The sequence below is a fragment of the Sphingomonas sp. BK580 genome (assembly GCF_014194975.1).
GTDB lineage: Bacteria > Pseudomonadota > Alphaproteobacteria > Sphingomonadales > Sphingomonadaceae > Sphingomonas.
Window position 1 is genome coordinate 108,718 of sequence record NZ_JACIAY010000009.1, and the last position, 22,052, is coordinate 130,769.

The following is a 22,052-nucleotide window of genomic DNA, read 5'->3' on the forward strand; positions in this document are numbered from 1 at the left end:
CGACGGACCCGTGCGCTGACGTGCGGTGACGGCGAAGCGGGTGCTTCGACTGTCTCCGTCGTCGGACAAGGGACTAGATCGGGGCATCGGTGCGCGTTTCTCCGAGTCGCGCGGGAGCGCGCGGTCGGGTCGCCCTTACGCCCGTCGCGCCGCGGATCAACCCCGCGCCCACCGCGTCTTTACCCGATATGAGCGAGCGATCGGCCGGCGCCGCGCCCGCGCTCAGCCGACCGCCCCCAGCATCTCCGCGACCTTGGCGGTGAGCGCGTGCATCGTGAAGGGCTTGGTCAGCAGTTCCATGCCGGGTTCGAGATGCCCCCCGCCGACCGCGACATTCTCGGCATAGCCCGTCACGAACAGCACCTTGAGCCCGGGGCGCAGCGCGCGCGCGGCGTCCGCCACCTGGCGACCGTTGAGCCCGCCGGGCAGGCCGACGTCCGTGATCAGCAGGTCGATCGGCGCGTCCGAGCCGAGCACCTTCAGCCCGGCCGCGCCGTCCGCCGCGCCGATCACCGTATAGCCCGATTCCTCGAGCACCTCGTCGATCAGGTGGCGGATCGTGGTCTCGTCGTCGACCACCAGCACGGTCGCACCGCGCACCGCGGCGGCGGCGTCTTCCACGCCCTCCTCCTCGCCACCGAGCGCGGCGCCGGCGTGGCGCGGCAGGTAGATAGTGATCGTGGTGCCCGCGCCCGGCGTCGAGTCGATCCGCACCTGACCGCCCGACTGGCGCGCGAAGCCGTAGATCATCGACAGCCCCAGCCCGGTGCCCTGGCCGATCGGCTTGGTGGTGAAGAAGGGCTCGAAGGCCCGCTCCACCGTCTCGGGCGCCATGCCGGTGCCGGTGTCGCTCACCGCGACGCTGAGATAGGGCCCGGGCTCCAGCTCCAACTCGCGCGCGTCCGACTCGTCGATCCAGCGATTGGCGGTCGCGATCGTCACCCGGCCGGCGTCGGGCATGGCGTCGCGCGCGTTGATGGCGAGGTTGAGGATCGCGCTCTCCAGCTGGGTGGCGTCGATCATCGCGGTCCACAGCCCGGGCGCGGCGATCACCTCGATCGCGCTGGTCGGGCCGATCGAGCGCTGCAACAGCTCCTCCATCCCCGCGATCAGCCGGTTGACGTCGGTGGGCCGCGGGTCGAGCGTCTGCCGGCGCGAGAACGCCAGCAATCGCTGGGTCAGCGACGCGGCGCGGCGGCTGGCGCCCTGCGCGGCGAGGACGAAGCGCTCCAGATCGTCGTGCCGCCCGCGCGCCAGCCGCGCCTGCATGAGCTCCAGATTGCCCATCACGCCGGTGAGCAGATTGTTGAAATCGTGCGCAAGCCCGCCGGTGAGCTGCCCCACCGCTTCCATCTTCTGCGCTTGCCGCAGCTGTCCTTCGGCGAGCGCGAGCGCGGCGGTTCGCGCCTTCTCGTCGGTGGCATCGCGACCGACCGCGATGATCTTGCCGTCGCCCGGCCCCGCCGCCCAGACGATGTCGCGGTAGCTGCCGTCGCGGTGGCGATAGCGATTGTCGAAGCGCGCGAACGCCTGCCCGGCGCCGATCCCCGCCGCGGCGACGCGCGTCTCGTCGAGATCGTCGGGGTGGACGAAGGCGAAGATCGGTCGGCCGAGCAGCTCGAACTCGGCCCAGCCCAACACCCGCGTCCACGCCGGGTTGACCGCCTCGATCGTACCGTCGAAACCGGCGACGAGCATGATGTCCGACGACAATTGCCACAGCCGGTTGCGGTCGGCGGTGCGCGCGGCGACCTCCTGCTCGAGCGTGGCGTTGAGCCGCTCCAGCTCCTGCTGCGCCTGCCAGCGCGCGGTCTCGTCACGCGCGATCTTGATGAAGCCGCGCTCCTGCCCCTGCGCGTCGGCGGGGAGCGGGTGGACCGAGCCGTTGAGGAACACGCGCGTGCCGTCGCGGCGCAGGTGCCAGCGCTCGTCGGGCGCACAGCCGTCGCGCGCGGCGCCCGTGATCTCGCGCACGTCGGCGCCGGCGGCGCGGTCCTCTGGCGTGAAGATCATCGCGGCGGGCTGCCCTACCGCTTCCTCGGGCGTCCAGCCGAGCACCGCCTCCGCGCCCGCCGACCAGCTGGTGATCACCCCGCCCGCGTCGGTGGTGAAGATCACATGGTCGCGCGCGCCCTCGATGACCAGCCGCAGCCGCTCCTCGCTCTGGCGCAGCGCGGCGTCGCTCAGCACCCGCTCGGTGGTCTCGTTGGTGAAGATGAACAGGCCCGCCACCGCACCGCTCGAGTCGAGCACGCGGGAGTAGGAGAAGGTGAACCAGGTATCGGCCTGGCCGCGGTCGGTATCGAGCTTCCACGGCAGGTCGGTGAAGCGCTGGCTGCGCCCGGCGAAGGCGTCGTCGATGATCGGCCTGGCCTGAGTCCAGGCGTCGGCCCAGACGGTGTGGAACGGCGCCCCCATCGCCCAGCCCAGCCGCGGCCCGAGCAGCGGGAAATAGGTCTCGTTGAAAAAGAAGCTGAGCTCCTCCGCGCCCCAGCACAGGATCATCGACTCGGGCGAGTTGAGGACGGTGCTCAGCGTCGCCTTGAGCGCCTCGGGCCAGTCGGCCGGTCCGCCAAGCGGGTGGTCGGTCCAGTCGCGCGCGAGGATCAGCTCGGTCGCGCGGCCACCCCCGGCGAGGAAGCGCAACGGTGCGGGCAGCTCGGCCGGATCACGGTAAAGGGCAGAGATCATGGGCCTGTCGCGTTAGCGCGACAGCGGCGGCAAAGATACCGCCCGACGCGGTGGCGCGGTCCTCGCCCGTTCACACCGTTCGTGTGCTCCTGCGGACGCAGGAGCCCAGGGCCAAGGGCGCATCGCTCTGCCACCCTGGGTTCCTGCGTGCGCAGGAACACGGTGCGGCCCGGGCCGATCCCGTCTATCGCGGGCGCATGGCCAAACTCGACCTCTTCCTCGCCCAGCCCCAGTCCGCCACGCTCGAGGCCGCGCTGGCGGAGCGCTTCACGCTCCACCGCGGCACCGCGCCGGCGACGACGCGTGCCGTCGTGGGCGGTGGCTCGCTGCGCTGGGGGGCGGCCGACTGCGACCGGCTGCCCGCGCTCGAGATCGTCGCGATCCACGGCGTCGGGCACGACGGAATCGACCTCGACGCGGCGCGCGCGCGCGGCGTGCGCGTGACCATCACGCCCGAGGTGCTGACCGACGACGTCGCCGATCTCGCGCTCGCCCTGTGGTTGGCGGTGGAGCGCGCGGTGGTGGCGAACGACCGCGCGGTGCGCGACGGCGGCTGGGGGGTGCCGCTGGCGCGGCGCGCGACGGGGCGGCGCGTCGGCATCTTCGGCCTGGGCCAGATCGGCCGCGCGATCGCGGCGCGCGCCGCGCCCTTCGCCGGCGGGATCGGCTATTGCGCGCGCTCCGCCAAGGACGTGCCCTTCGAGCGGCTGCCCGACGTCGCCGCGCTGGCGGCGGCGAGTGACGTGCTGTTCCTCGCCGCGCCCGGTGGGGCCGCGACCCAGCGCGTCGTCGACGCCGCGGTGCTCGACGCGCTCGGCCCGGGTGGCGTGCTGGTCAACGTGGCACGCGGCAGCCTCGTCGACGAGGCGGCGCTGGTCAGCGCGCTGGAGCGCGGGGTGATCGCGGGCGCGGGCCTCGACGTCTTCGCCGACGAGCCGCGCGTGCCGGCGGCACTGCGCGCGCTGCCGCAGGTGGTGCTGGCGCCGCATCAGGGCAGCGCGACGCGCGAGGCGCGCGCGGCGATGGAGGCGCTGGTGCTCGCCAACCTCGACGCCTGGCTCGCGGGTAAGCCGCCGGTGTCCGCGATCGCCTGAGCGGGACCTTGGGCCGGAAGGGCAAGGCAAGCGGCGACGTCGGCGAACACTGGGTCCGCGAGCACCTCGGCCGGAGAGCGCGCGGCCCGGTGGATCCCGGACCGGGTCCGGGATGACGGGAGAGGGTAGGCGGTGTGCTCGGTGACGCTCGGCCATTCTCGTCGGCGCCACCGGGCGTGCTCCCGCGCATGCAGGCGCCCAGCGCAAGGGAGACTCGCGGCTGTGATCCTGGTCTCCTGCACTCGCCGGAGCACGGTTCCACCGACCACGCCACGGCCTCGCCACCCTTGCCCCCGGCCACCGCCGATGCGATACCTCCCGCGGGTGTCCGCGCCGCGCCGGCGCGGGCAGGTTCTCGCGCTGGTCGGGCCGCCAGCGCGTCGACGCCTGCCCGGAGTCCGCGCCATCACCCAGCCGATCCACCCGACCCGTTCGCGCGTCACCGCGCTGCGCCGCTTCCTCACCGGCCAGGCCGCCGGCGGCACGGTGCTGATCGCCGCCGCGTTGCTCGCGCTGCTGCTCGCCAACTCGCCGCTTGGTCCCGGCTATGCCGCGCTCCTCCACGGCGAAGTCGGGCCGCTCGCGCTGGAGGGCTGGATCAACGACGCGCTGATGGCGGTGTTCTTCCTGCTCGTCGGCCTCGAGATCAAGCGCGAGACGCTGCACGGCCAACTCGCCTCCTGGTCGCGCCGGCTGCTGCCCGGCATCGCCGCGGCGGGCGGGATGGCGGCGCCCGCGCTGATCTATCTCACGTTCAATCGCGGCGGCGCCACGCAGGGCTGGGCGATTCCGGCGGCGACCGACATCGCCTTCGCGCTGGGCGTCATCGCGCTGCTCGGCGAGCGCGTCCCCGCGTCGTTGCGCGTCTTCCTCGCCGCGCTGGCGATCATCGACGACCTCGGCGCGGTGGTGATCATCGCGTTCTTCTACACTGGTGCGCTGGCGCTGCCGTATCTCGCCGCGGCGACCGCGGTGCTGGCCGTGCTGGCGCTGCTCAACCGCGCGGGCGTGACCCGGCTGACCCCCTATCTGCTGCTCGGCGTGCTGCTGTGGTGGCTGGTGCTGCGCTCGGGCGTCCACGCCACGCTCGCGGGGGTGATGCTGGCCTTCACCATCCCCGCGCAGGGCGGGCGCGAGGGCAGTCCGCTGTGTCGGCTCGAGCACCGGCTGCACGCGCCGGTCGCGTTCCTGATCCTGCCGCTGTTCGCGCTCGCCAACGCCGCGGTGCCGGTGCTCGGGCTGCCGGCAGGCGCGCTCGCCGCGCCGGTGACGTTGGGGGTGGCGACGGGGCTACTGCTCGGCAAGGTGGCGGGGGTGTTCGGCGTCGCCGCGGCGGCGGTGCGGCTGCGCTGGGCCGAGCTGCCAGCGCACGCCGGCTGGACGCAGCTGCTCGGCGTCGCTCTGCTGTGCGGGATCGGCTTCACGATGAGCATCTTCATCACTTTGCTGGCCTTCGCCGACGCGCCGCTGCTCCAGGCCGAAGCCAAGCTGGGCGTGCTGGCAGGCTCGCTGCTGTCGGGCGCGGCCGGTTATCTGCTGCTGCGGCTCGCCGCTCCTCGGACGGATCGTTAGCGCTTTCAGCGAGTTACGAAGCCGTTCCGGCGCGGGAGAGCGACCATGCGGCACGACGACCACGGTGACCAGAGCTTTGGCAAATCGGGCGTGAAGATCCGCGGCGGGCTGATCTACCTCGCCTTCCTGCTGGCGAGCAGCATCGGAATCCTGTTCTACGCCGGCGACGTGATCTGAGGCGCAGGGCGGGGCGGAGCCGATCGGGCGAGAACGAAGATCCACAGTCGATGGAGCGGACGCCTCCTCCCCCCTCCGTCATCCCCGCGCCGGCGGGGATCTAGACGCTCTGACGCTCATGAGCCGCACCGTCCGTCCGTCTGGATTCCCGCCTCCGCGGGAGTGACGGTGGTGTGACGGGGCGAACCGATCCACTCAGAACGCCGGCAGCACCGCGCCTTTATAGGTCCGCTCGATGAACGCCTTCGTCGCCGGGCTGCGAAGCGCCGCCACGAGCTTGCGCACGCGCGGGTCGTCGGCACTGCCGGGGCGCCCCACCAGGAAGTTGACGTAGGGCGAGTCCTTGTCCTCGATCGCGAGTGCGTCGCGTACCGGATTGAGCTTGGCGTCGAGCGCGTAATTGGTGTTGATCAGCGCCAGATCCACCTCGCCCAGCACGCGCGGCAGCGTCGCCGCCTCCAGCTCGCGGAACTGCAGCCCTTTGGGGTTGCTGGCGACGTCGCGGATCGTGGCGAGCGGGTCGGTCGGGTTCCTGAGCCGGATCAGCCCCGCCTTCTGCAGCAGCTGGAGCGCGCGGCCGCCGTTGCTCGGCTCGTTGGGGATCGCCACGCTCGCACCCCGTGGCAGCTGCGCCAGCGTCTTCCAGCGGCGCGAATAGGCGCCGAGCGGCTCGACGTGGACGCCGGCGATCGGCACCAATTTGGTCCCGCGCTCGCGGTTGAACTGGTCGAGATAGGGCTTGGTCTCGAAGTAATTGACGTCGATCTGGCCCTGGTCGACCTGGAGGTTGGGCTGGACATAGTCGTTGAACACCCGCACCTCGAGGGTGACGCCCTCGTTGGCCAGCACCGGCTTCACCTGCGCGAGGATCTCGGCGTGCGGCACCGCGGTCGCCGCGACGGTGAGCGTCGCGCCGTCGCCCTTGCCGGCGCCCCCGCCCCCGCCGCAGGCGGCGAGCAGCAGCGCGGGGAGCGTGGCGAGCAGCAGGCGGCGGTGGATCATGTCGGTCCTCAGCGGTGGTCGAGCCGGCGCGCCAGCGCGTCGCCGCCCCATTGGAGAAGCTGCACCAGCGCCACCAGCAGCGCGACGGTGACGAGCATCACGTCGGTCTGGAAGCGCTGATAACCGTAGCGGATCGCCAGGTCGCCGAGCCCGCCGGCGCCGACCACCCCCGCCATCGCGGTGAAGGAGACCAGCGCCACCGCGGTGACGGTCGCGCCCGAGACGAGCCCGGGCAGCGCCTCGGGCAGCAGCGCGCGCGTGACGATCTGCCAGCGCGTCGCGCCCATCGCCTGCGCCGCCTCGATCGTGGCACGCGGGATCTCGCGCAGCGCCTGCTCGACCAGCCGCGCGTAGAAGGGCGCCGCCCCCACCACCAGCGGCGGGATCGCGCCGGCGATGCCGAGCGACGTGCCGACCAGCAGCAAGGTCAACGGGATCATCACGATCAGCAGGATGACGAAAGGGATCGAGCGCAGCACGTTGACCACCACCCCGGCGGCGCGGTTGAGCCAGCGCCGCTCGGCGAGCTGGCCGCGATCGGTGAGGAACAGCAGCACGCCGAGCGGCACGCCCAGCACGATCGTCAGCGCGAGCGAGGCGCCGAGCATCACCAGCGTGTCGCGTGTCGCGACCGCGATGTCGCCCCACACCACGTTGCCGAACCAGCCGCTCACGCCGCCTCACCCAGCAGCGCCAGCGTGGCGGCGTGGCGCGCGTCGCCGAGCACCGCGTCGGTCGCGCCGCTCTCCACCACGCGCCCGCGATCGATCACCGCGACATGGTCGCAGATCGCGCGCACGACCGAGAGTTCGTGCGTGATCAGCACGATCGTCAGGCCCAGCTCGCGGTTGAGCTCGCCCAGCAGCGCCAGCACCGAGCGAGTCGTCTCGGGATCGAGCGCGCTGGTCGCCTCGTCGCACAGCAGGATGTCGGGCCGGGTGGCGAGCGCGCGCGCGATGCCGACGCGCTGGCGCTGCCCGCCCGAGAGCCGCGACGGGTACACGCCGGCCTTGTCCGCCAGCCCGACGCGCGCGAGCAGCGCGGCGACGCGCGCGTCCTGCTCGGCGCGAGGAATGCCGGCGAGCGCGAGCGGCAGCGCGACGTTGCCCGCGACGGTGCGGTTGGCGAGCAGCCCGAACGACTGGAAGATCATGCCCACCCGCCGCCGCAGCGCGCGCAGTCCCGCGGCGTCGAGCGTCGACAAAGCGGCGCCGTCGACGCGCACCTCGCCCGCGCTCGCGCGCTCCAGCCCGTTGAGCAGCCGCAGCAGCGTCGACTTGCCCGCGCCCGAACGCCCGATCACCCCGAAGACCGACCCGCGCGGCACCGCGAGCGTCACCTCGTCGAGCGCGCGCGTGCCGTCGGGGAAGGTCTTGGAAACGCGCTCGAGCGCGATCATGCCGTCCCCATCACCTGCGCGGCGAAGCGCTCCATCTCCTCCGCCTGCGGGCTCATCTGGAGCAGGAGCAGGTCGAGCCCGACCGCCTCATATTCCGCGACCCGCTCCTTCAGCTGCTCGGGCGTACCGATCAGGTTCGGCCGCAGCCCGCGGTTGGAGACGGCATATTCCTGCAACTTCAGCTCGCGCTCGAGCTGCGTGCCCGACAGCCATTGGTCGAAGTTCGCGTAGCCCGCGGGCAGCTCGGCGACGGTGGTGATCCGCTCGAGCTCGCGCCTCGCCTCGGCCTCGCTGTCGCGCACGATCGCATAGGCCGCCATGCCATAGTGCATCGGCGCGCCGCCCGCGGCGTCGCGGCGCGCGCGCATGTCCGCGATCTTGGGCGCGATCGCGACGGCGGGGTCGCCGTGCATCACGTACGCGTCGCACTGCGCCGCGATCATGGCCTTGGCCTTCTCGCTCTCGCCGCCGGCGTACACGGTCGGGCGCTTGACCGGCTTGGGCGCGCAGATCGCCTCCTCGGTGCGGTAGAAGTCGCCCGCGAAGCTGAAGCGCTCCTCGGTCCACAGCCCGTCGACCACGCGCAGCCACTCGCTGGTGCGCGCGTAGCGGTCGTCGTGCTGGTCGAACTGGAGGCCGTACTGGCGCGCCTCGTCGGCCCACCAGCTCGAGACGACGTTGAGCGCGAGGCGCCCGCCCGCGATCCGGTCGATGTTGGCCGCCGCCTTGGCGAACAGCGCCGGGTGGTGGAAATTGGGGCGCACCGCGACCATCAGCTCGATCGTCTCGGTCACGGCGGCGAGCGCGGCGGCAGTCGACCAGGCGTCGAGCGCGGGCTGGTCGATCCCCTTGATGTCGTTGAGGTTGAGCTCGGCGATCAGGGTGAGGTCATAGCCCCAGCGCTCCGCGTTCCGCGTGAGATCGCGCGTGTACTCCCAGGTCGCGGCCATGCCCTCGTCGGGGACGTTGCGCAGCCAGCCGCCGAAGACGGGGGTCCAATAGCCGTATCTCACGCGCGGGCCTCTAGCAGCCGCTCGGCCAGCCAGTCGACCAGCCGCTCGTGCGGGTCCCAGCCCAGCACGGTGAGCGGGTCGGCGACGAAGTTGGAGAGCGCGTTGATATCATAGAAGCGCGGCGTCCCGTCGCGGTCGTCGACCAGCAGCTCGACCCCGCCGACGTCGATGCCCGCGCGCTGCACGATCGCCTCGGCGGCGGCGATCGTGGCGGGGTCGGGTTCGACCCGCGTCATCGTCACGCTCGGCCGGCCCGGGACGGCGCAGGCGTCGGCGGGGCACAGGTCGAAGCTGCCGCCGCCGTCGACCGCGATGGCGTAGAGGTAGCGCCCGCCGAGCGTCTCGACGCGCGTGATCGTGCCGCCGCGCGTCGGTGCATATTCCTGCGCCAGCAGCACGCGGTCGATGCTGTCGGGCACGCTGCCGTCCGCCACCGCCGCGGCGAGGGCGGCGGCGTCGTCGTAGCGCGCGATGCCCGCACCCGAGCCGCCGATGTTCGCCTTGACCACGATCGGGAAGCGCAGCGCCGCCGCGGCGGCGGGCAGGTCGGCGGCGCGGTGGACGACGCGCGTGGCGGGAATGGCGAGCCCGAGCCCGGCGATCAGCGAGAGCTGGCGCGCCTTGGACGAGTCGATCGCCAGCGCGGCGGCGCCGTTGAGCACGCGCGCGCCGCGCGCCTCCCAGTGTGCCAGCGCCGCGGCGGCATGGAAGATCGGGTGCTCGGTCGCGCGCAGGAAGCTCGACATCGCGATGCGGTTGAACACCAAAGGCGAGGGCGCCGCGCCGGCGGGGTCGAAGGCGAGCCCGTCTTCGTGCACCGCGTCATAGCCGATGCCGCGACGGTCGAGCGCGGCGAAGAGCGGGCGGAACCACTGCGGGTGCTCGTAGAGGATGGTGAGATCGGTCATACGGTCCTGGTCACACGGGGCGCGTGGGCTAGCGCGCTGGACGAGCGCTGGCGGCATAGATCGGCTTGCCGCCGAGATAGCTCGACTTGGGCCGGAGCGCCACGCTGCATGAATCGCCCAGACCAGCCGGTATTGTTCCATGCGCGTCACGAAACAGAGCGGCAGAGGTTTACGCTCATTTACCAGTAATATCTACTTAACCGCTTTCGGTGACAAAGATTTCGAAGCCTATGTCGTAACAGCCGCTCCATCAGATCATCTCTGGATTGGGCGACGACAATGCAGAACTCCGTTTATATCGACAACAGCATGAACTCGGTCACGCAGAACGCGACGTGGCTGAACAGCCATCTCGACGCGATCCAGCTGGTCGGCGGATTCGGCAGCTGGTGGGACTTCAACGAGTCGCCGAAGTGGATCGCGCAGCAGGTCGCCGGTGCCGACGTCGACATCAAATGGTCGATCGGCCTGATCCCCTGGGGCGCGACCCTGGAGAATGCCGCCAAAGGCCAGTACAACAACAACTATCTCGCGCTCGCCAAGGACATGGTGGCGAACGCCGGCGGCGACGACAAGATCTACATCCGGCTCGGCTGGGAGATGAACGGCAACGGCTGGTTCCCCTGGTCCGCCAACGGCCATGAGAAGGCCTATGTCGGCGCGTTCCAGCAGTTCGTGGACACCTTCCGCTCGGTGTCGGACAAATTCGTGTTCGAGTGGACGCCCAATATCGGCAGCCAGGGCATGGACGTCGCCTCGGTCTACCCGGGCGACAAGTACGTCGACGTGATCGGGCTCGACTTCTACTACAACACGCAGTGGGATCCCAAGGACCCCGTCGCGGCATTCAACTATTTCGTCAACCAGCCCTACGGCCTCCAGTGGCAGCAGGACTTCGCCGACGCGCACGGCAAGCCCACCGCGATCGGCGAGTGGGGCGTCAACTCGGACACCTCGGGCGCCTTCATCGAGATGGCGGCGCAGTGGTTCGAGGACCACAACATTACGTACCAGAATTACTGGAACTCGAACGCCGACTTCAAGGGTCGCCTCTCCGACGGGCAGTACCCCAACGCGGGCAAGGTGTTCCAGGCGATCTTCGGGCAAGGGATCGATCCGTTTGCCAACGACACGACGGTGGTGAACCGCAGCGGCGGCGGTGGCGTCGACATGCTGATCGGCCATGCCGGCAACGACACGCTCTCGGGCGGCGCGGGCAACGATTTCCTGCACGGCCGCGCCGGCGATGACGTGCTCAACGGCGGCGCGGGCAACGACCTGCTCGACGGCGGCACCGGCGCCGACAAGATGACCGGCGGCACCGGCGACGACACCTACCGCGTCGACAATGTCGGCGACAAGGTGATCGAGAAAGCCGGCGAGGGCTATGACACCGTCGAGGCGTCGATCGACTTCGACATGGCGGGGCTCAACGTCGAGGCGCTGCGCCTCACCGGCAGCGCCGACCTCAAGGCCTTCGGTAGCGCGAGCGCGGACAAGATCACCGGCAATGACGGCAACAACGTGATCGACGGGCGCGGCGGCGTTGACACGATGGCGGGCGGTCTCGGCGACGACACCTATTACGTCGACAACGTCGGCGACAAGGTGATCGAGGCGCAGTATGAGGGCAACGACACGATCTACGCCTCGGTGAGCTATAGCCTCGCCGGCACCTTCGTCGAGGCGCTGCACCTCACCGGCACCGCCGACCTCGCCGCGACCGGCAACAGCCAGGACAATGCGCTGTACGGCAATGCGGGCAACAACGAGCTCGACGGCAAGGCGGGTGCGGACCTGATGGTCGGCGGCCTCGGCAACGACACCTATTACGTCGATCACCTCGGCGACCGCGTCGTCGAGAACGTCGGCGAGGGCAACGACACCGTCTACGCCTCGGTCAATTTCGACCTCGCCGGCACCAACGTCGAAACGCTGCGCCTGACCGGCAAGGCCGATCTCTCGGGCTTCGGCGGCGCCGGCGCCGACTCGCTGCTCGGCAACGCGGGCAAAAACGTGCTCGACGGACGCGGCGGCGCCGACGTGATGACCGGCGGCGCGGGCGACGACACCTACTATGTCGACAATATCGGCGACAAGGTGATCGAGCTGCAGGGCAAGGCGCAGGGCATCGATACCGTCTACGCCACGGTGAGCTACAGCCTGGCGGGCACGTTCGTCGAGACGCTGGCGCTGACCGGCACCGCCAACATCAACGCCACCGGCAACAGCCAGGCCAATACGCTGATCGGCAACAGCGGCAACAACGTGCTCAACGGCATGGGCGGCGACGACATCCTCACCGGCGGCGGCGGGAGCGACACGTTCGTCTTCGCCAAGGCCGGCCACGCCACGATCACCGACTTCGGCGCGGGCGACACGCTCGACCTCGCCGGCCTGCTCAAGGGCGGCAAGGCCGCGACGGTGACGCAGGATCACGACGGCGTGATGGTGACGATCGACTCGGGCAGCTCGGTGCTGCTGGAGGGGCTCGACATGGCGCACCTGCTCAAGACCGACACCGGCTTCCACTACGTGTGAGGCAGAGACCGAGGGATACGGGTCGGCTCCCGCCGGCCCGGCCCTTTCTCAGGAGGCCCGCTCGCCTGGGCAATTGCGATCCGCCCGACTATCGGTGAACGCAACAACGGGTCATGTCGGCGGGAAGAGGAACGATCATGCAGGTTCTGGTCACCGGCGTCGCCGGCTTCATCGGCAGCCATGTCGCGCGGCGGCTGCTCGCGCGCGGCGACACCGTGGTCGGCATCGACAACCTCAACGACTACAACCCGGTCCAGCTCAAGCGCGACCGGCTCGAGGCGATCGTGGCGGAGGGCGGCGCCGAGCGCTTCACCTTCCACCAGCTCGACTTCAGCGACCATGAGGCGATCGACGCCGCGCTCGGCGGCACCGAGATCGAGCGGATCGTCCATCTCGGCGCGCAGGCGGGCGTGCGCTACTCGCTGAGCAACCCGCGCGCCTATGTCGCGTCCAACCTGGCGGGCCACGTCAACATGCTCGAGCTGGCGCGCGCGCGCCGGGTCGACCAGATGGTCTACGCCTCCTCCTCCTCGGTCTACGGCACCAGCCCCGACCTGCCGTTCCGCGTCGAGCAGCGCGTCGACTTCCCGATCTCGCTCTACGCCGCCACCAAGAAGGCCGACGAGCTGATGAGCGAGACCTACGCGCATCTCTACCGCATCCCGCAGACGGGCCTGCGCTTCTTCACCGTCTACGGGCCGTGGGGTCGGCCCGACATGGCGGTGTGGGGCTTCACCGACAGGATCCTCTCCGGCCAGCCGATCGAGGTCTACAACGGCGGCAACATGCGCCGCGACTTCACCTATATCGATGACATCGTCACCGGGATCGTCGCCGCGCTCGACCACCCGCCCGCCGACGACGGTCAGGTGAAGGCCGGCGGCAGCGTCTCGCCCCACCGCATCTACAACATCGGCAACAACAAGGCCGAGGAGCTCGAGACCTTGATCGCGCTGATCGAGGAGTCGTGCGGGCGAACGGCGATCCGCGTCGACAAGGGCATGCAGCCCGGCGACGTGCCAGCGACCTACGCCGACCTCACCGCGATCCAAGACGACCTCGGCTTTCGCCCGACCACGCCGATCGCCGTCGGCATTCCCAAGTGGGTCGAGTGGTACAAGGGCTATCGCGCACGCCGCGGCTGAGCAGGGCGGCTTGCCAGCGCGGTGCCCGCGCGCGATGTTGGCGCGATGGCACGCGAGATGGATTGGCGGACCGCGCCGACGACGATGACCGGGCTGGTGCGGCGCACCACGATCGAGCTGGGTCCGCTGCGCCTCACGCGCGAGGTGGTACTGACGACGCTGCCGGCGACGCTGCCCGCGCTGATCCGCCCGCGGCTACGGCCTTTCCCCGCGCTTCTCGCCGCCGCGGCCGCGACCGGCCTCGGCGGCCTCGCCGTCGCCGCGACCAGGCTCCCGCCGCGCGCGAGCTACTCGGTGAGCGTGCCCGTCCCCGAGCGCGTCACGCTCTCGGCACCGCGCCCCACCTCGACGGCCGCGCCGCGCGCGGCGCGTCATCCGCTTCCGCGACCGGCGCCGAGCGCCTCTCCCGCCGACGATGTGGCGGCGGTGCTGCCCGGCGCGGCGACGCGCGCGGCAGCGGTCGCGGCGGCGCTGCGCAGCGGCGAGATGACCGAGTGGCAGCAACCCGGCGGCGCGCACGGCTTCGTCGTCGCGGGCGCGGCCGAGCCCGACGGCGCGCGCACCTGCCGCGCGCTGTCGGTGCTCACGCGCGGTGACGGCCGCGATCGGGTGGAGCAGCTGCGGGCCTGCCTGCCGGGAGATGGCGACGCGGGGTGAGCGGGCCGGTGTCGAAGCAAGACCGCTGCACCTGCCGTGCCCCGGCGAAGGCCAGGGCCCAGTTGGGCGAGGGCAGTGGATCCCGCGACGACCTCTGCACCTCGGCCGCGGCCTGCGCCGGGGCACAAGCCCGTGAGCACAGCATCCCCCTCACTCGTTGAGATACGACCACACCTGGGAGATCACCACCGACCCCTCGCCGACCGAGGACGCGACGCGCTTGACCGATCCCGCGCGCACGTCCCCGACGGCATACACGCCCGGGCAGGAGGTGGCATAGGAGCTCGCCCCGCCCGCCGCGCGCCCCGTCAGCACGAAGCCCTTGTCGTCGAGCGCGACCAGCCCCTCGAGCCAGCCGGTGTTCGGTGCCGCGCCCACCATCACGAAGGCGGCGCAGGTGTCCACCACGCGCTCGGCACCGTCCTGACGGATCGTCACTGCCTCCAGCACGTCGCCGCCGTGCACCGCCACCATCTCAGCGCCGTAGTCGATCGAGATCGCCGGGTCGGCCTCGAGCCGGCTGGTGAGATAATTGGACATGGAGGTGGCGAGCGAGCGCCCGCGCACCAGCAGCCGCACGTGCCGCGCCACCCGGCTGAGGTACATCGCCGCCTGCCCCGCCGAATTGCCGCCGCCGATGACGATCGCCTCCGCCTCGCGGCAGAAGCGCGCCTCGTTCTCGGTGGCGGCATAATAGATGCCACTGCCCTCGAACTCGCCGAGCCGGTCGATCGGCAGGCGACGATATTGCACCCCGGTCGCCACCACCACGGCGCGCGCGCGGACGCGTTGGCCGTTGTCGAAGCTGGCGCAGAACTGGCCGTCGTCGAGCCGGTCGAGCGCGGCGACGCGCAGCGGCATGGCGAAGCGCGTGCCGAACTTCATCGCCTGCACCTCGCCGCGCCAGACCAGGTCCGCGCCGGAGATGCCAGTGGGAAAGCCCATGTAGTTCTCGATCCGGCTCGACGTGCCCGCCTGCCCGCCGATCGCGGTGTCCTCCACCACCAAGGCGTCCAGCCCCTCGGCGCCGGCATAGACTCCCGCCGCGGTGCCCGCCGGCCCGGCGCCGACCACGAGCACGTCGACCGCCTCGTCGTCGACGAACTCGCGGCTGAGCCCGAGCAGCTTGGCGACCTTCTCCGGCGTGGGATCCGCGACCACCCGGTCGCGCCCGAAGATCACCGCCGGCCGGTCGGCGTCCACCGCGCAGCTCGTCGCCACGGTCGCCGCGTCCGCCGTGCCGAGCGCGTGGCTAGTATAAGGGATGCGGTTGCGCGCGGCGAACTCCGCGACTCGGCGCACGCCGCGGTCCTGCTCCTCGCCGAGCAGCACCAGCGAGCTGTCGTGCGACTCGAGCTGCCGCCGTCGCCGCGCCGCCAGCACGGTGATGATGATGTCCGACATCTCGGGTACCCGGGCCATCAGCTCGAGCATGCGCGCGCGCGGTACCTCGATCACGCGCGTGTCCCGCGCGGCGCGCATCGCCATCGACCAGCTGCCCCCGCTGAGAAAGGCGATCTCGGCCATGAACTGGGTCGGCCCCAGCGTGGAGGGCAGATGGCGCTCGCCGGTATAGCTGTTGACCACCTCGATCTCGCCGTCCTCGACGTAGACGAAGCTCTCCACCGGGTCCCCCGGCCTTACCAGGTAGGTTCCCGCGAGATAGCGGCGCTCGGCGCCCGCGCCACGGATCGCGTCGACATGCTCGGGGCGGAGTGGCACGCGCTGCATCTCGCGCAGGTCGCGCCCGATCGTCTCCATCGCCTCACACTCCGCCGCTGCTGCCCCGTACCGCGCATGATGGCGGCCGCGGCAAGCCGTCGCAACCGGTCGGCTGCGACAATCCCGCGACAAAGCCGCAACAAACCGCCATCCGCGCGCATCATCCGGAGGCCAGACAGGACGCTCCTCGACACGAGAGACCGACGTGCCCGCGCTTGCCCCTGCCCCTGCCCCCGCCCCGACCGACGCGCTCGCCGTGAACGCGCTGCTCGACCGCGAGCTGCGCCGCGTCCGCCGCGTGGCGGCGATGCTGCACGACCGCCGCTCGGTCGCGGAGCTCGCCGCCTATGAGCGCGAGCTGGAGGCGCAGCTGGCGCTCGCGCGGCACGGCGCCGACCTGCTCGATGCGGCGCTGCGCCCGCTGAAGTGAGCGCGCCGGGGGAGTCGCGCCGGTCGAGTGCCGGGCGGGCGATCTCCCAAAGGGCGCAGCAGCCGATCACCGCCGATGCGACCGACTGGTTCATCGACGCGCCCGCCCGCCACGCGTCGCCGTTGGCCGCTCGAGATCACGCCCGAACGGCGGCAAACCAAGCTCTTGCGCGCCGCTTCGCGCGAGCGGGTTAACCGAATCTCGACCATCGGACGCTAGCCCGGTGCATCAGGAGCAGCCCTGTGCCCGCACGCGATCTCGCCACCACCCGACGCTTCGGCCCGCGCTTCATCGCCGCGGTGGTCGCCCCCGTGCTGCTGCTCGCGCTGGGGCTGACCGGCTTCGCCGCGACCGCGCTGCGCTCGGCATCGGCGCAGGCCGATCGCGTCTCCGTCGAGCGACAGGAGCAGGAGGTGCGGCTCGCGGTCGACGCCGCGCTCGACGAACTCGCGCTGAGCCAGGCCGGGGTCGCGATCTGGACGCCGCTCGTGCTCGAGCTCCGCCGCGCGACACCGAGCTGGACGTGGGTCAACGAGAATGTCGGCGTGTGGCTCAACTATGTCTTCGCCCATGATGCCGACGCGATCCTCGGTGCCGACGACAGCCCGCGCTACGTGGTGCGCGACAGTGTCCAGCGCCCTGCCGCGGCCTATGCGCCGTTCGCCGCCGCCGCGGCGCCCTTGATCGGCGCGGTCCGCGGGCATGCCGGCGCCGTCGCCAATCGGCATGAGCGGCTGCCCGGGAAGCCGCTAGCCGTCGGCTCGACCGTGCGCACATCGCCGCGCGCGCAGCATGCCACCGATCTCGTCGTGATCGCCGGGCGCCCGGCGCTGATGAGCGTGATGCGGATCATCCCCGAGGATGGCACCGCCGCCGCGACGCCCGGTCGCGAGCCGCTGCTGGTCAGCGCGCGCTTCCTCGACACCGGCTTCGTGCAGCGACTGGCGCGAGTCCAGCTCGTCGCCGGGGCGAGGCTCGCCGCCACGCCGCGCCGGCGCGCGGAGGAACAGGCGTTGGCGCTGGTGTCGAGCCGCGGCGTTCGCGTCGGCTACCTGCTGTGGCGTCCCGATCGCCCCGGCGCGGCGGTGTGGCACACGATGGCGCCCCGCGCCGCCGCCGCGCTCTTCGCGCTGCTCGCCACGCTGGCCGCGCTGATCGCCAGCGTCGCCAAGCTGACGCGCAGCGACGCGCGCTCGCTTGCCCGGCTGCACGCCGCGCACCTCGCGCTGCAGGCCAAGGAAGCGCAGGCGCATCACCTCGCGTATCACGACACGCTGACCGGCCTGCCCAACCGTGCCGCCTTCCACCAGGCCGGTGACCAGTTGCTCGCGCACGCGCCCGCCCAGGGCGTGCGCGCGGTGCTGCTGATCGATCTCGATCGATTCAAGCAGGTCAACGACACGCTCGGTCACCTCGGCGGCGACCAGTTGATCCAACTCGTCGCGGCGCGGCTCCAGGCGCTGGTGAGCGCGGGCGACGTGGTGGCGCGACTCGGCGGCGACGAGTTCGCGGTGCTGGTCGGCGCGCGCGAGGACGAGGCCGCGGTGGGCGCGCTCGCGGGCGCGATGGTCGCGGCGCTGCGCGAGTCATTCACCGTGCTGGGCACGCAGGTCTTCATCGGCGCGAGCATCGGGATCGCCTGTCACCCGCGCTGCAGCGGCGATCGGTCCGAGCTGATGCGCATGGCCGATATCGCGATGTATCGCGCCAAGGCGGAGGGACGCGACGGCCACCGCTTCTTCACCGAGGACATGGACGAGAGCGTCAAGATGCGGCGCGCGATCGAGCACGACCTGCGCCGCGCCATCGCCACGCGGCGCGAGCTGATGGTCCACTATCAGCCGCGCATGAACGCCAGCGGCGCGCGCGTGATCGGGCTGGAGGCATTGGTGCGCTGGCACCATCCCGAGCGCGGGCTGCTCGCGCCGGACGCCTTCATCCCGATCGCGGAGGAGACCGGTCTGATCCGCGAGCTCGGCGCCTGGGTGCTGCGCGATGCCTGCGCCGTGGCGCGCGCCTGGCCGGCGCTGTCCATCGCGGTCAACCTGTCGCCGGTCCAGTTCCGCGCGCGCGGCATGGCCGCCGAGCTGATCGACATCGTGCGTCGCGCGGGCGCGCGCCCGCAACAGATCGAGCTGGAGGTGACCGAGAGTATCCTGCTCGACGACGACGAGGCCGCGCGCGACTCGCTCGCCGCGCTGCGTGGCGCAGGCTTCCGCATCGCGCTCGACGATTTCGGGACGGGCTATTCCAGCCTCGGCTATCTCAGCAAGTTCGAAGTCGACAAGATCAAGATCGACCAGAGCTTCACTCGCCGGCTGGGCGAGAGCGCCGACGCCGCCGCGATCATCCAGGCGGTGGTGCGGCTCGGCCAGGCGATGGGCCTGGCGGTCAGCGCCGAGGGGGTCGAGACGCGCGAACAGCGCGCCTTCCTCGAACACGCGGGATGCAACGAGCTCCAGGGCTTCCTGTTCTCCGCCGCCGTGCCGGCGGCCGCGCTCGCGGGGCTCCTGGGCGGTCGGGCCGAGGCAGCGGCGTAGGAAGGCTGCCCTCCTGACGACGCGGCTGCGCTGGCGCGCGATCTGTGCGGTGGTGGAACAAACCGAGTCGTCGGCGATTATTTTCCGCGAGTTCGGATCGACCGACAGAGGGGAATGCCATGAAGAAGCTCGTTACCGCCGTCGCCGCCCTCGGGCTGGTCTCGCTCGCCGCCTGCAACTCGAGCCCGCGCGAGCAGGCCGCCGACAATATCGAGGCCAATGCCGACGCGGTTGCGGACAATCTCGAAGAGATGGCGGACAACGCGACGACCGACAACGCCGAGGACGCGCTCGAGAACAAGGCCGACGCGGTGCGCGCCACCGGTGAGAACAAGGCGGACGACATGCGCACGCACGACGCTGACACCAACCTCTCCAACGGGATCTGATCGCGCCGGCGCTGCGCCGGCCGATGTCGCAGGGGCGTCCGGGGTGACCCGGGCGCCCCTCGTCACGTCAGCGACGGCATCGCCTCATCCGGCCAACCGCACCCCGCGCTTGCGCTCGATCACCTCGCGGTAATGCTCGACCAGTGCCACCGCGTGCTCGCGGTCACTGAGCACGGTCCGCGACGCCACCTCGGCGGCGCGACGCACCAGCGGCTGGTCGCGCGAGAACAGCGCCACGATCGCCTTGGCGCAGGCATAAGCGTCGCCGCTGCGATAGGTCTCGGCGAACGTCGGCCGCGCCACCGCGGAGGAGCCGCCGCGGTCGGGCACGATCATCGGCAGGCCCGATGCGAGCGCCTCGGAAGCCACCATGCCGAACGGCTCGCTGTCACCGCCGTGGATGAAGGCGTCCGCGCTGGCCATGATCGCGGCGAGCTGGCCGCGGTGGTAGATCGGCTGGAACATGCGCACGTGCGGGCTCTCGGCGATATGACGCTCGAGCGTGCGCGTGTCGGGTCCGAGCCCCAGCAGCATCAGCCCGACCGGTATCTTCGTCCCGGCGCGCCGTGCCGCATCGATCACCATCGGCCAGCGCTTCTCGGCGTGGTGACGGCCGATCCCGATCAGTAGATGCGCGTCCTCGGGCAGGCCGCATTGCGCCAGCAGCGCCGCGCGCAGTGCCGGGCTGCGCAGCTCGGGCGAGAAGTGCTCGCGCTCGATCCCGAGCGTCATCGTCGCGTCGACGCGCAGCCCGCGCGCGCGCAGCCGCTCGGTCAGCACCGGCCCGTTGGTCACCACCGTGTCGAAGGGTGCGAGGCAGCGCGCCATGTAGCGGTCGTACCAGCCGAACACGCGCTCGATCGCTCCCTCGGACGCGATCTTGGCGAACCAGCGCTTGGGATAGGCCTCCATATTGTCGTTGTGCATGAACCAGGCGCGGATCGCCGGTCCCTGCCACGAGGTGACGATCGACGCCGAGCGCCACGGCGAGCAATTCTCCACCACGTCGGGCTGGAGCTGGTCGAGCAGCGCGTGGACCGGCGCCGCGTCCCAGAACAGGCCGTAGTTGGAGTCGAACGGCATGCCCGGCGACTTGACGTAATAGAGCAGCGCCCCGCCGGGTCGCTCCTCGACACGGTCTTCCTTGCCGGGCGCGATCACGATCTGCTGGTGACCTAGCTCGGACATGATCGCCATCTTGCGATCGAGGTAGGAGCGCACCCCGCCGCCGGTGGGCGAGTAGAATTCGTTGACGTCGACGATCCGCATCGCGCCCCTCCCTCAGTCAGCGAAGCCGAAGCCGCCCAGCCCGCGCAGATATTGCAGGCGGATCGTGGCGCGCGTGACGCCGGGGCCGACGTCGATCAGCGAGTCGACCAGCTTGGGCTTGGCGCGGCCGATCTTGTGGTTGCTCGGGAAACCGGCGCCGTCGCTCCAGAAGTTGAACTTGCGCTTGCCGTCGCGGTCATGGCCGAGGAACAGCGCGTAACGCCCAGGGCGCGGCACGCGGATGCAGATCTCGGCGGTGAGGCTCGCCGGCGGCGCCACGTCGATGCGGCGGAAGGTCTTGCCGGCGGCCAGCAGCTTCTTGTCACCGGCGAGAAAATCCTCCTCGGTGGCAGGATAGAGCTCGAGCTTGAGCGTTCCCTTGCGGTCCTTGATGCCGGTGACGCTGGCGAGGATCGCCGGTCCGGGTGCGCCCGGCACGCAGGCGGCGGCGTCCTGACCCAGCACCTGCGCCGCGCCCGGGGTCGCGGCGAGCGCCGCTCCCGCCACCGCGGCGAGCGTCAGGCTCCGCCGGTATATCGCCATTGCTGCGTCCTTTCCCACACGTACACGACCCCAAATAGGAGCGTCAGCAGCAGATGCATCACCAAGGTTGACGCGCCCGTGAACGCCATGAGGTCCGACAGCGTGCGGTCATGCCCGATCACCAGGATCGCGAAATTGGCGAAAAGCAGGTCTTTGTTGGGCACGAGCGGCAGGCGCGAGACGAGCTGGCGCCCTGCCACCAGAAACAGCCACATGCCGATCGAGACGCTCGGCATCGCGTAGGACCAGGCCAGCGCGATGGTGATGCAGGTGAGCGTGATGCGCAGCCAGTCGATGCCGAAGATGAACCATAGGTCGCCGCGCGACAGCGAGAAGACGCGGCTGGAGAAAGCAACCACCCCGACCGGGACGGCGAGCGCCAGGCCGAGCGACCACAGCATGGTGCGCACCAGTTCGGGATCGATCAGCTCATAGCCGAGCGGCAGCGCCACCGCCCCGAGCAGGATCGCGGTGAGATTGCCGACGATGCCCGACACGATGCTGACGTCCTTCACCGCGCCGAACGGCGCCGCCACCATCTTCAGCCGTGCGCGCGCCCAGGCGTAGAAATAGGCGTCGCCCGAGTAGCCGATCAGGATGTCGTTCGCGATCCGCTTCTTGTTGAGCGCGAGGAAGGCGCCGGGCGGCACGCCCCACAAGCGACGGAAGATGACGAAGTCGCACACCGGCAGCGCGAGATAGGAGAGCAGGAAATAGACGTAGAAGCCGGGCGCCTCGGGCACGGTACGGCGCAGCCCGGCGAGGCCGTGATCGAGCAGCTCGTGCAGCAGGCCGACCATCATGGCCACCGTCACGATGGCACCCAGCAGCGCTGGCCAGCGGCGGCGCAGCGTCTGCACCGGGCGGAGCGCGACCAGCGGGGCGTCCGCGGGCGGGGCGGCGTCGGCGGTGCTGGCGGGGGCTCGCTCGGTCAGTGGCTCGTCGGCGCGCAATCTTCTG

19 protein-coding genes are annotated in these 22,052 nt (G+C 71.1%); 9 read left to right on the plus strand and 10 right to left on the minus strand.

Going from position 1 to position 22,052, the window contains the following annotated elements; genetic code table 11:
• Window positions 1-222: 222 nt before the first annotated feature.
• Window positions 223-2,691 (minus strand): PAS domain S-box protein, encoded by a 2,469-nt coding sequence (locus FHY05_RS15810; RefSeq protein ID WP_183945405.1) that lies wholly within the window; start codon window positions 2,689-2,691, stop codon window positions 223-225.
• Between the two features lie 197 nt (window positions 2,692-2,888).
• Here FHY05_RS15810 and FHY05_RS15815 point away from each other — a divergent pair, with 197 nt between their 5' ends.
• The 3 genes from FHY05_RS15815 to FHY05_RS22590 all read left to right on the plus strand — a co-directional run bounded on the left by FHY05_RS15815 (window position 2,889) and on the right by FHY05_RS22590 (window position 5,534).
• A complete protein-coding gene (locus FHY05_RS15815) occupies window positions 2,889-3,785 on the plus strand; it encodes an NAD(P)-dependent oxidoreductase (protein ID WP_183945406.1) in 897 nt (298 codons plus the stop codon).
• Window positions 3,786-4,202: 417 nt separating this feature from the next.
• Entirely contained in the window at window positions 4,203-5,357 is a 1,155-nt protein-coding gene (nhaA, locus tag FHY05_RS15820) for a Na+/H+ antiporter NhaA (protein ID WP_409321841.1), read from the plus strand.
• A 45-nt stretch (window positions 5,358-5,402) separates the two neighbouring features.
• Window positions 5,403-5,534, plus strand: a complete 132-nt coding sequence (locus FHY05_RS22590; protein WP_260158640.1) for a hypothetical protein — start codon at window positions 5,403-5,405, stop codon at window positions 5,532-5,534.
• Window positions 5,535-5,729: 195 nt separating this feature from the next.
• Here FHY05_RS22590 and FHY05_RS15825 read toward each other — a convergent pair whose 3' ends face one another.
• The 5 genes from FHY05_RS15825 to FHY05_RS15845 are packed head-to-tail and all read right to left on the minus strand — an operon-like array spanning window position 5,730 to window position 9,856.
• Window positions 5,730-6,536, minus strand: a complete 807-nt coding sequence (locus FHY05_RS15825) for a MetQ/NlpA family ABC transporter substrate-binding protein (protein WP_183945408.1) — start codon at window positions 6,534-6,536, stop codon at window positions 5,730-5,732.
• Between the two features lie 8 nt (window positions 6,537-6,544).
• Window positions 6,545-7,210 carry a methionine ABC transporter permease gene (locus tag FHY05_RS15830; RefSeq protein WP_183945409.1) on the minus strand — a complete coding sequence of 222 codons (666 nt, stop codon included), beginning with the start codon at window positions 7,208-7,210 and terminating at the stop codon, window positions 6,545-6,547.
• Window positions 7,207-7,935: an ATP-binding cassette domain-containing protein gene (locus FHY05_RS15835; protein ID WP_183945410.1), complete on the minus strand. Its 729-nt coding sequence runs from the start codon at window positions 7,933-7,935 to the stop codon at window positions 7,207-7,209. The genes FHY05_RS15830 and FHY05_RS15835 overlap by 4 nt, the downstream gene beginning before the upstream one ends.
• Window positions 7,932-8,948, minus strand: a complete 1,017-nt coding sequence (locus FHY05_RS15840) for an LLM class flavin-dependent oxidoreductase (RefSeq protein WP_183945411.1) — start codon at window positions 8,946-8,948, stop codon at window positions 7,932-7,934. The genes FHY05_RS15835 and FHY05_RS15840 overlap by 4 nt, the downstream gene beginning before the upstream one ends.
• Window positions 8,945-9,856 (minus strand): RimK family alpha-L-glutamate ligase, encoded by a 912-nt coding sequence (locus tag FHY05_RS15845; RefSeq protein ID WP_183945412.1) that lies wholly within the window; start codon window positions 9,854-9,856, stop codon window positions 8,945-8,947. Before FHY05_RS15845 ends, FHY05_RS15840 begins: the two co-directional genes overlap by 4 nt.
• 309 nt (window positions 9,857-10,165) lie before the next feature.
• Between FHY05_RS15845 and FHY05_RS22820 the strand changes: the two genes are divergently transcribed.
• The 3 genes from FHY05_RS22820 to FHY05_RS22610 all read left to right on the plus strand — a co-directional run bounded on the left by FHY05_RS22820 (window position 10,166) and on the right by FHY05_RS22610 (window position 14,199).
• Window positions 10,166-12,397, plus strand: a complete 2,232-nt coding sequence (locus FHY05_RS22820; RefSeq protein ID WP_183945413.1) for a glycosyl hydrolase — start codon at window positions 10,166-10,168, stop codon at window positions 12,395-12,397.
• Between the two features lie 137 nt (window positions 12,398-12,534).
• Window positions 12,535-13,542 carry an NAD-dependent epimerase/dehydratase family protein gene (locus tag FHY05_RS15855; protein WP_183945414.1) on the plus strand — a complete coding sequence of 336 codons (1,008 nt, stop codon included), beginning with the start codon at window positions 12,535-12,537 and terminating at the stop codon, window positions 13,540-13,542.
• 45 nt (window positions 13,543-13,587) lie between these two features.
• Window positions 13,588-14,199 carry a hypothetical protein gene (locus FHY05_RS22610; RefSeq protein ID WP_260181620.1) on the plus strand — a complete coding sequence of 204 codons (612 nt, stop codon included), beginning with the start codon at window positions 13,588-13,590 and terminating at the stop codon, window positions 14,197-14,199.
• A gap of 150 nt (window positions 14,200-14,349) precedes the next feature.
• Here FHY05_RS22610 and FHY05_RS15865 read toward each other — a convergent pair whose 3' ends face one another.
• On the minus strand, window positions 14,350-15,960 hold the full coding sequence (locus FHY05_RS15865; protein WP_183945415.1) for a cyclic nucleotide-binding domain-containing thioredoxin-disulfide reductase: 1,611 nt from the start codon (window positions 15,958-15,960) through the stop codon (window positions 14,350-14,352).
• 166 nt (window positions 15,961-16,126) lie between these two features.
• On the opposite strand from FHY05_RS15865, the gene FHY05_RS15870 reads away from it, so the two are divergent.
• The 3 genes from FHY05_RS15870 (at window position 16,127) to FHY05_RS15880 (ending at window position 19,280) form a co-directional block, all read left to right on the plus strand.
• Window positions 16,127-16,351 carry a hypothetical protein gene (locus FHY05_RS15870; RefSeq protein WP_183945416.1) on the plus strand — a complete coding sequence of 75 codons (225 nt, stop codon included), beginning with the start codon at window positions 16,127-16,129 and terminating at the stop codon, window positions 16,349-16,351.
• A gap of 242 nt (window positions 16,352-16,593) precedes the next feature.
• Window positions 16,594-18,891 (plus strand): EAL domain-containing protein, encoded by a 2,298-nt coding sequence (locus FHY05_RS15875; RefSeq protein WP_183945417.1) that lies wholly within the window; start codon window positions 16,594-16,596, stop codon window positions 18,889-18,891.
• A gap of 119 nt (window positions 18,892-19,010) precedes the next feature.
• Window positions 19,011-19,280, plus strand: a complete 270-nt coding sequence (locus FHY05_RS15880; protein WP_183945418.1) for a hypothetical protein — start codon at window positions 19,011-19,013, stop codon at window positions 19,278-19,280.
• Between the two features lie 84 nt (window positions 19,281-19,364).
• Here FHY05_RS15880 and FHY05_RS15885 read toward each other — a convergent pair whose 3' ends face one another.
• Genes FHY05_RS15885 through FHY05_RS15895 form a run of 3 tightly spaced genes read right to left on the minus strand, consistent with a single transcriptional unit; the run spans window position 19,365 to window position 22,045 of the window.
• On the minus strand, window positions 19,365-20,549 hold the full coding sequence (locus tag FHY05_RS15885) for a glycosyltransferase (protein ID WP_183945419.1): 1,185 nt from the start codon (window positions 20,547-20,549) through the stop codon (window positions 19,365-19,367).
• Window positions 20,550-20,561: 12 nt separating this feature from the next.
• Window positions 20,562-21,092 carry a DUF2141 domain-containing protein gene (locus FHY05_RS15890; protein WP_183945420.1) on the minus strand — a complete coding sequence of 177 codons (531 nt, stop codon included), beginning with the start codon at window positions 21,090-21,092 and terminating at the stop codon, window positions 20,562-20,564.
• Window positions 21,068-22,045, minus strand: coding sequence for a hypothetical protein (locus tag FHY05_RS15895; RefSeq protein WP_260181621.1), 978 nt, complete (start codon window positions 22,043-22,045; stop codon window positions 21,068-21,070). Before FHY05_RS15895 ends, FHY05_RS15890 begins: the two co-directional genes overlap by 25 nt.
• Between the last annotated feature and the right edge of the window lie 7 nt (window positions 22,046-22,052).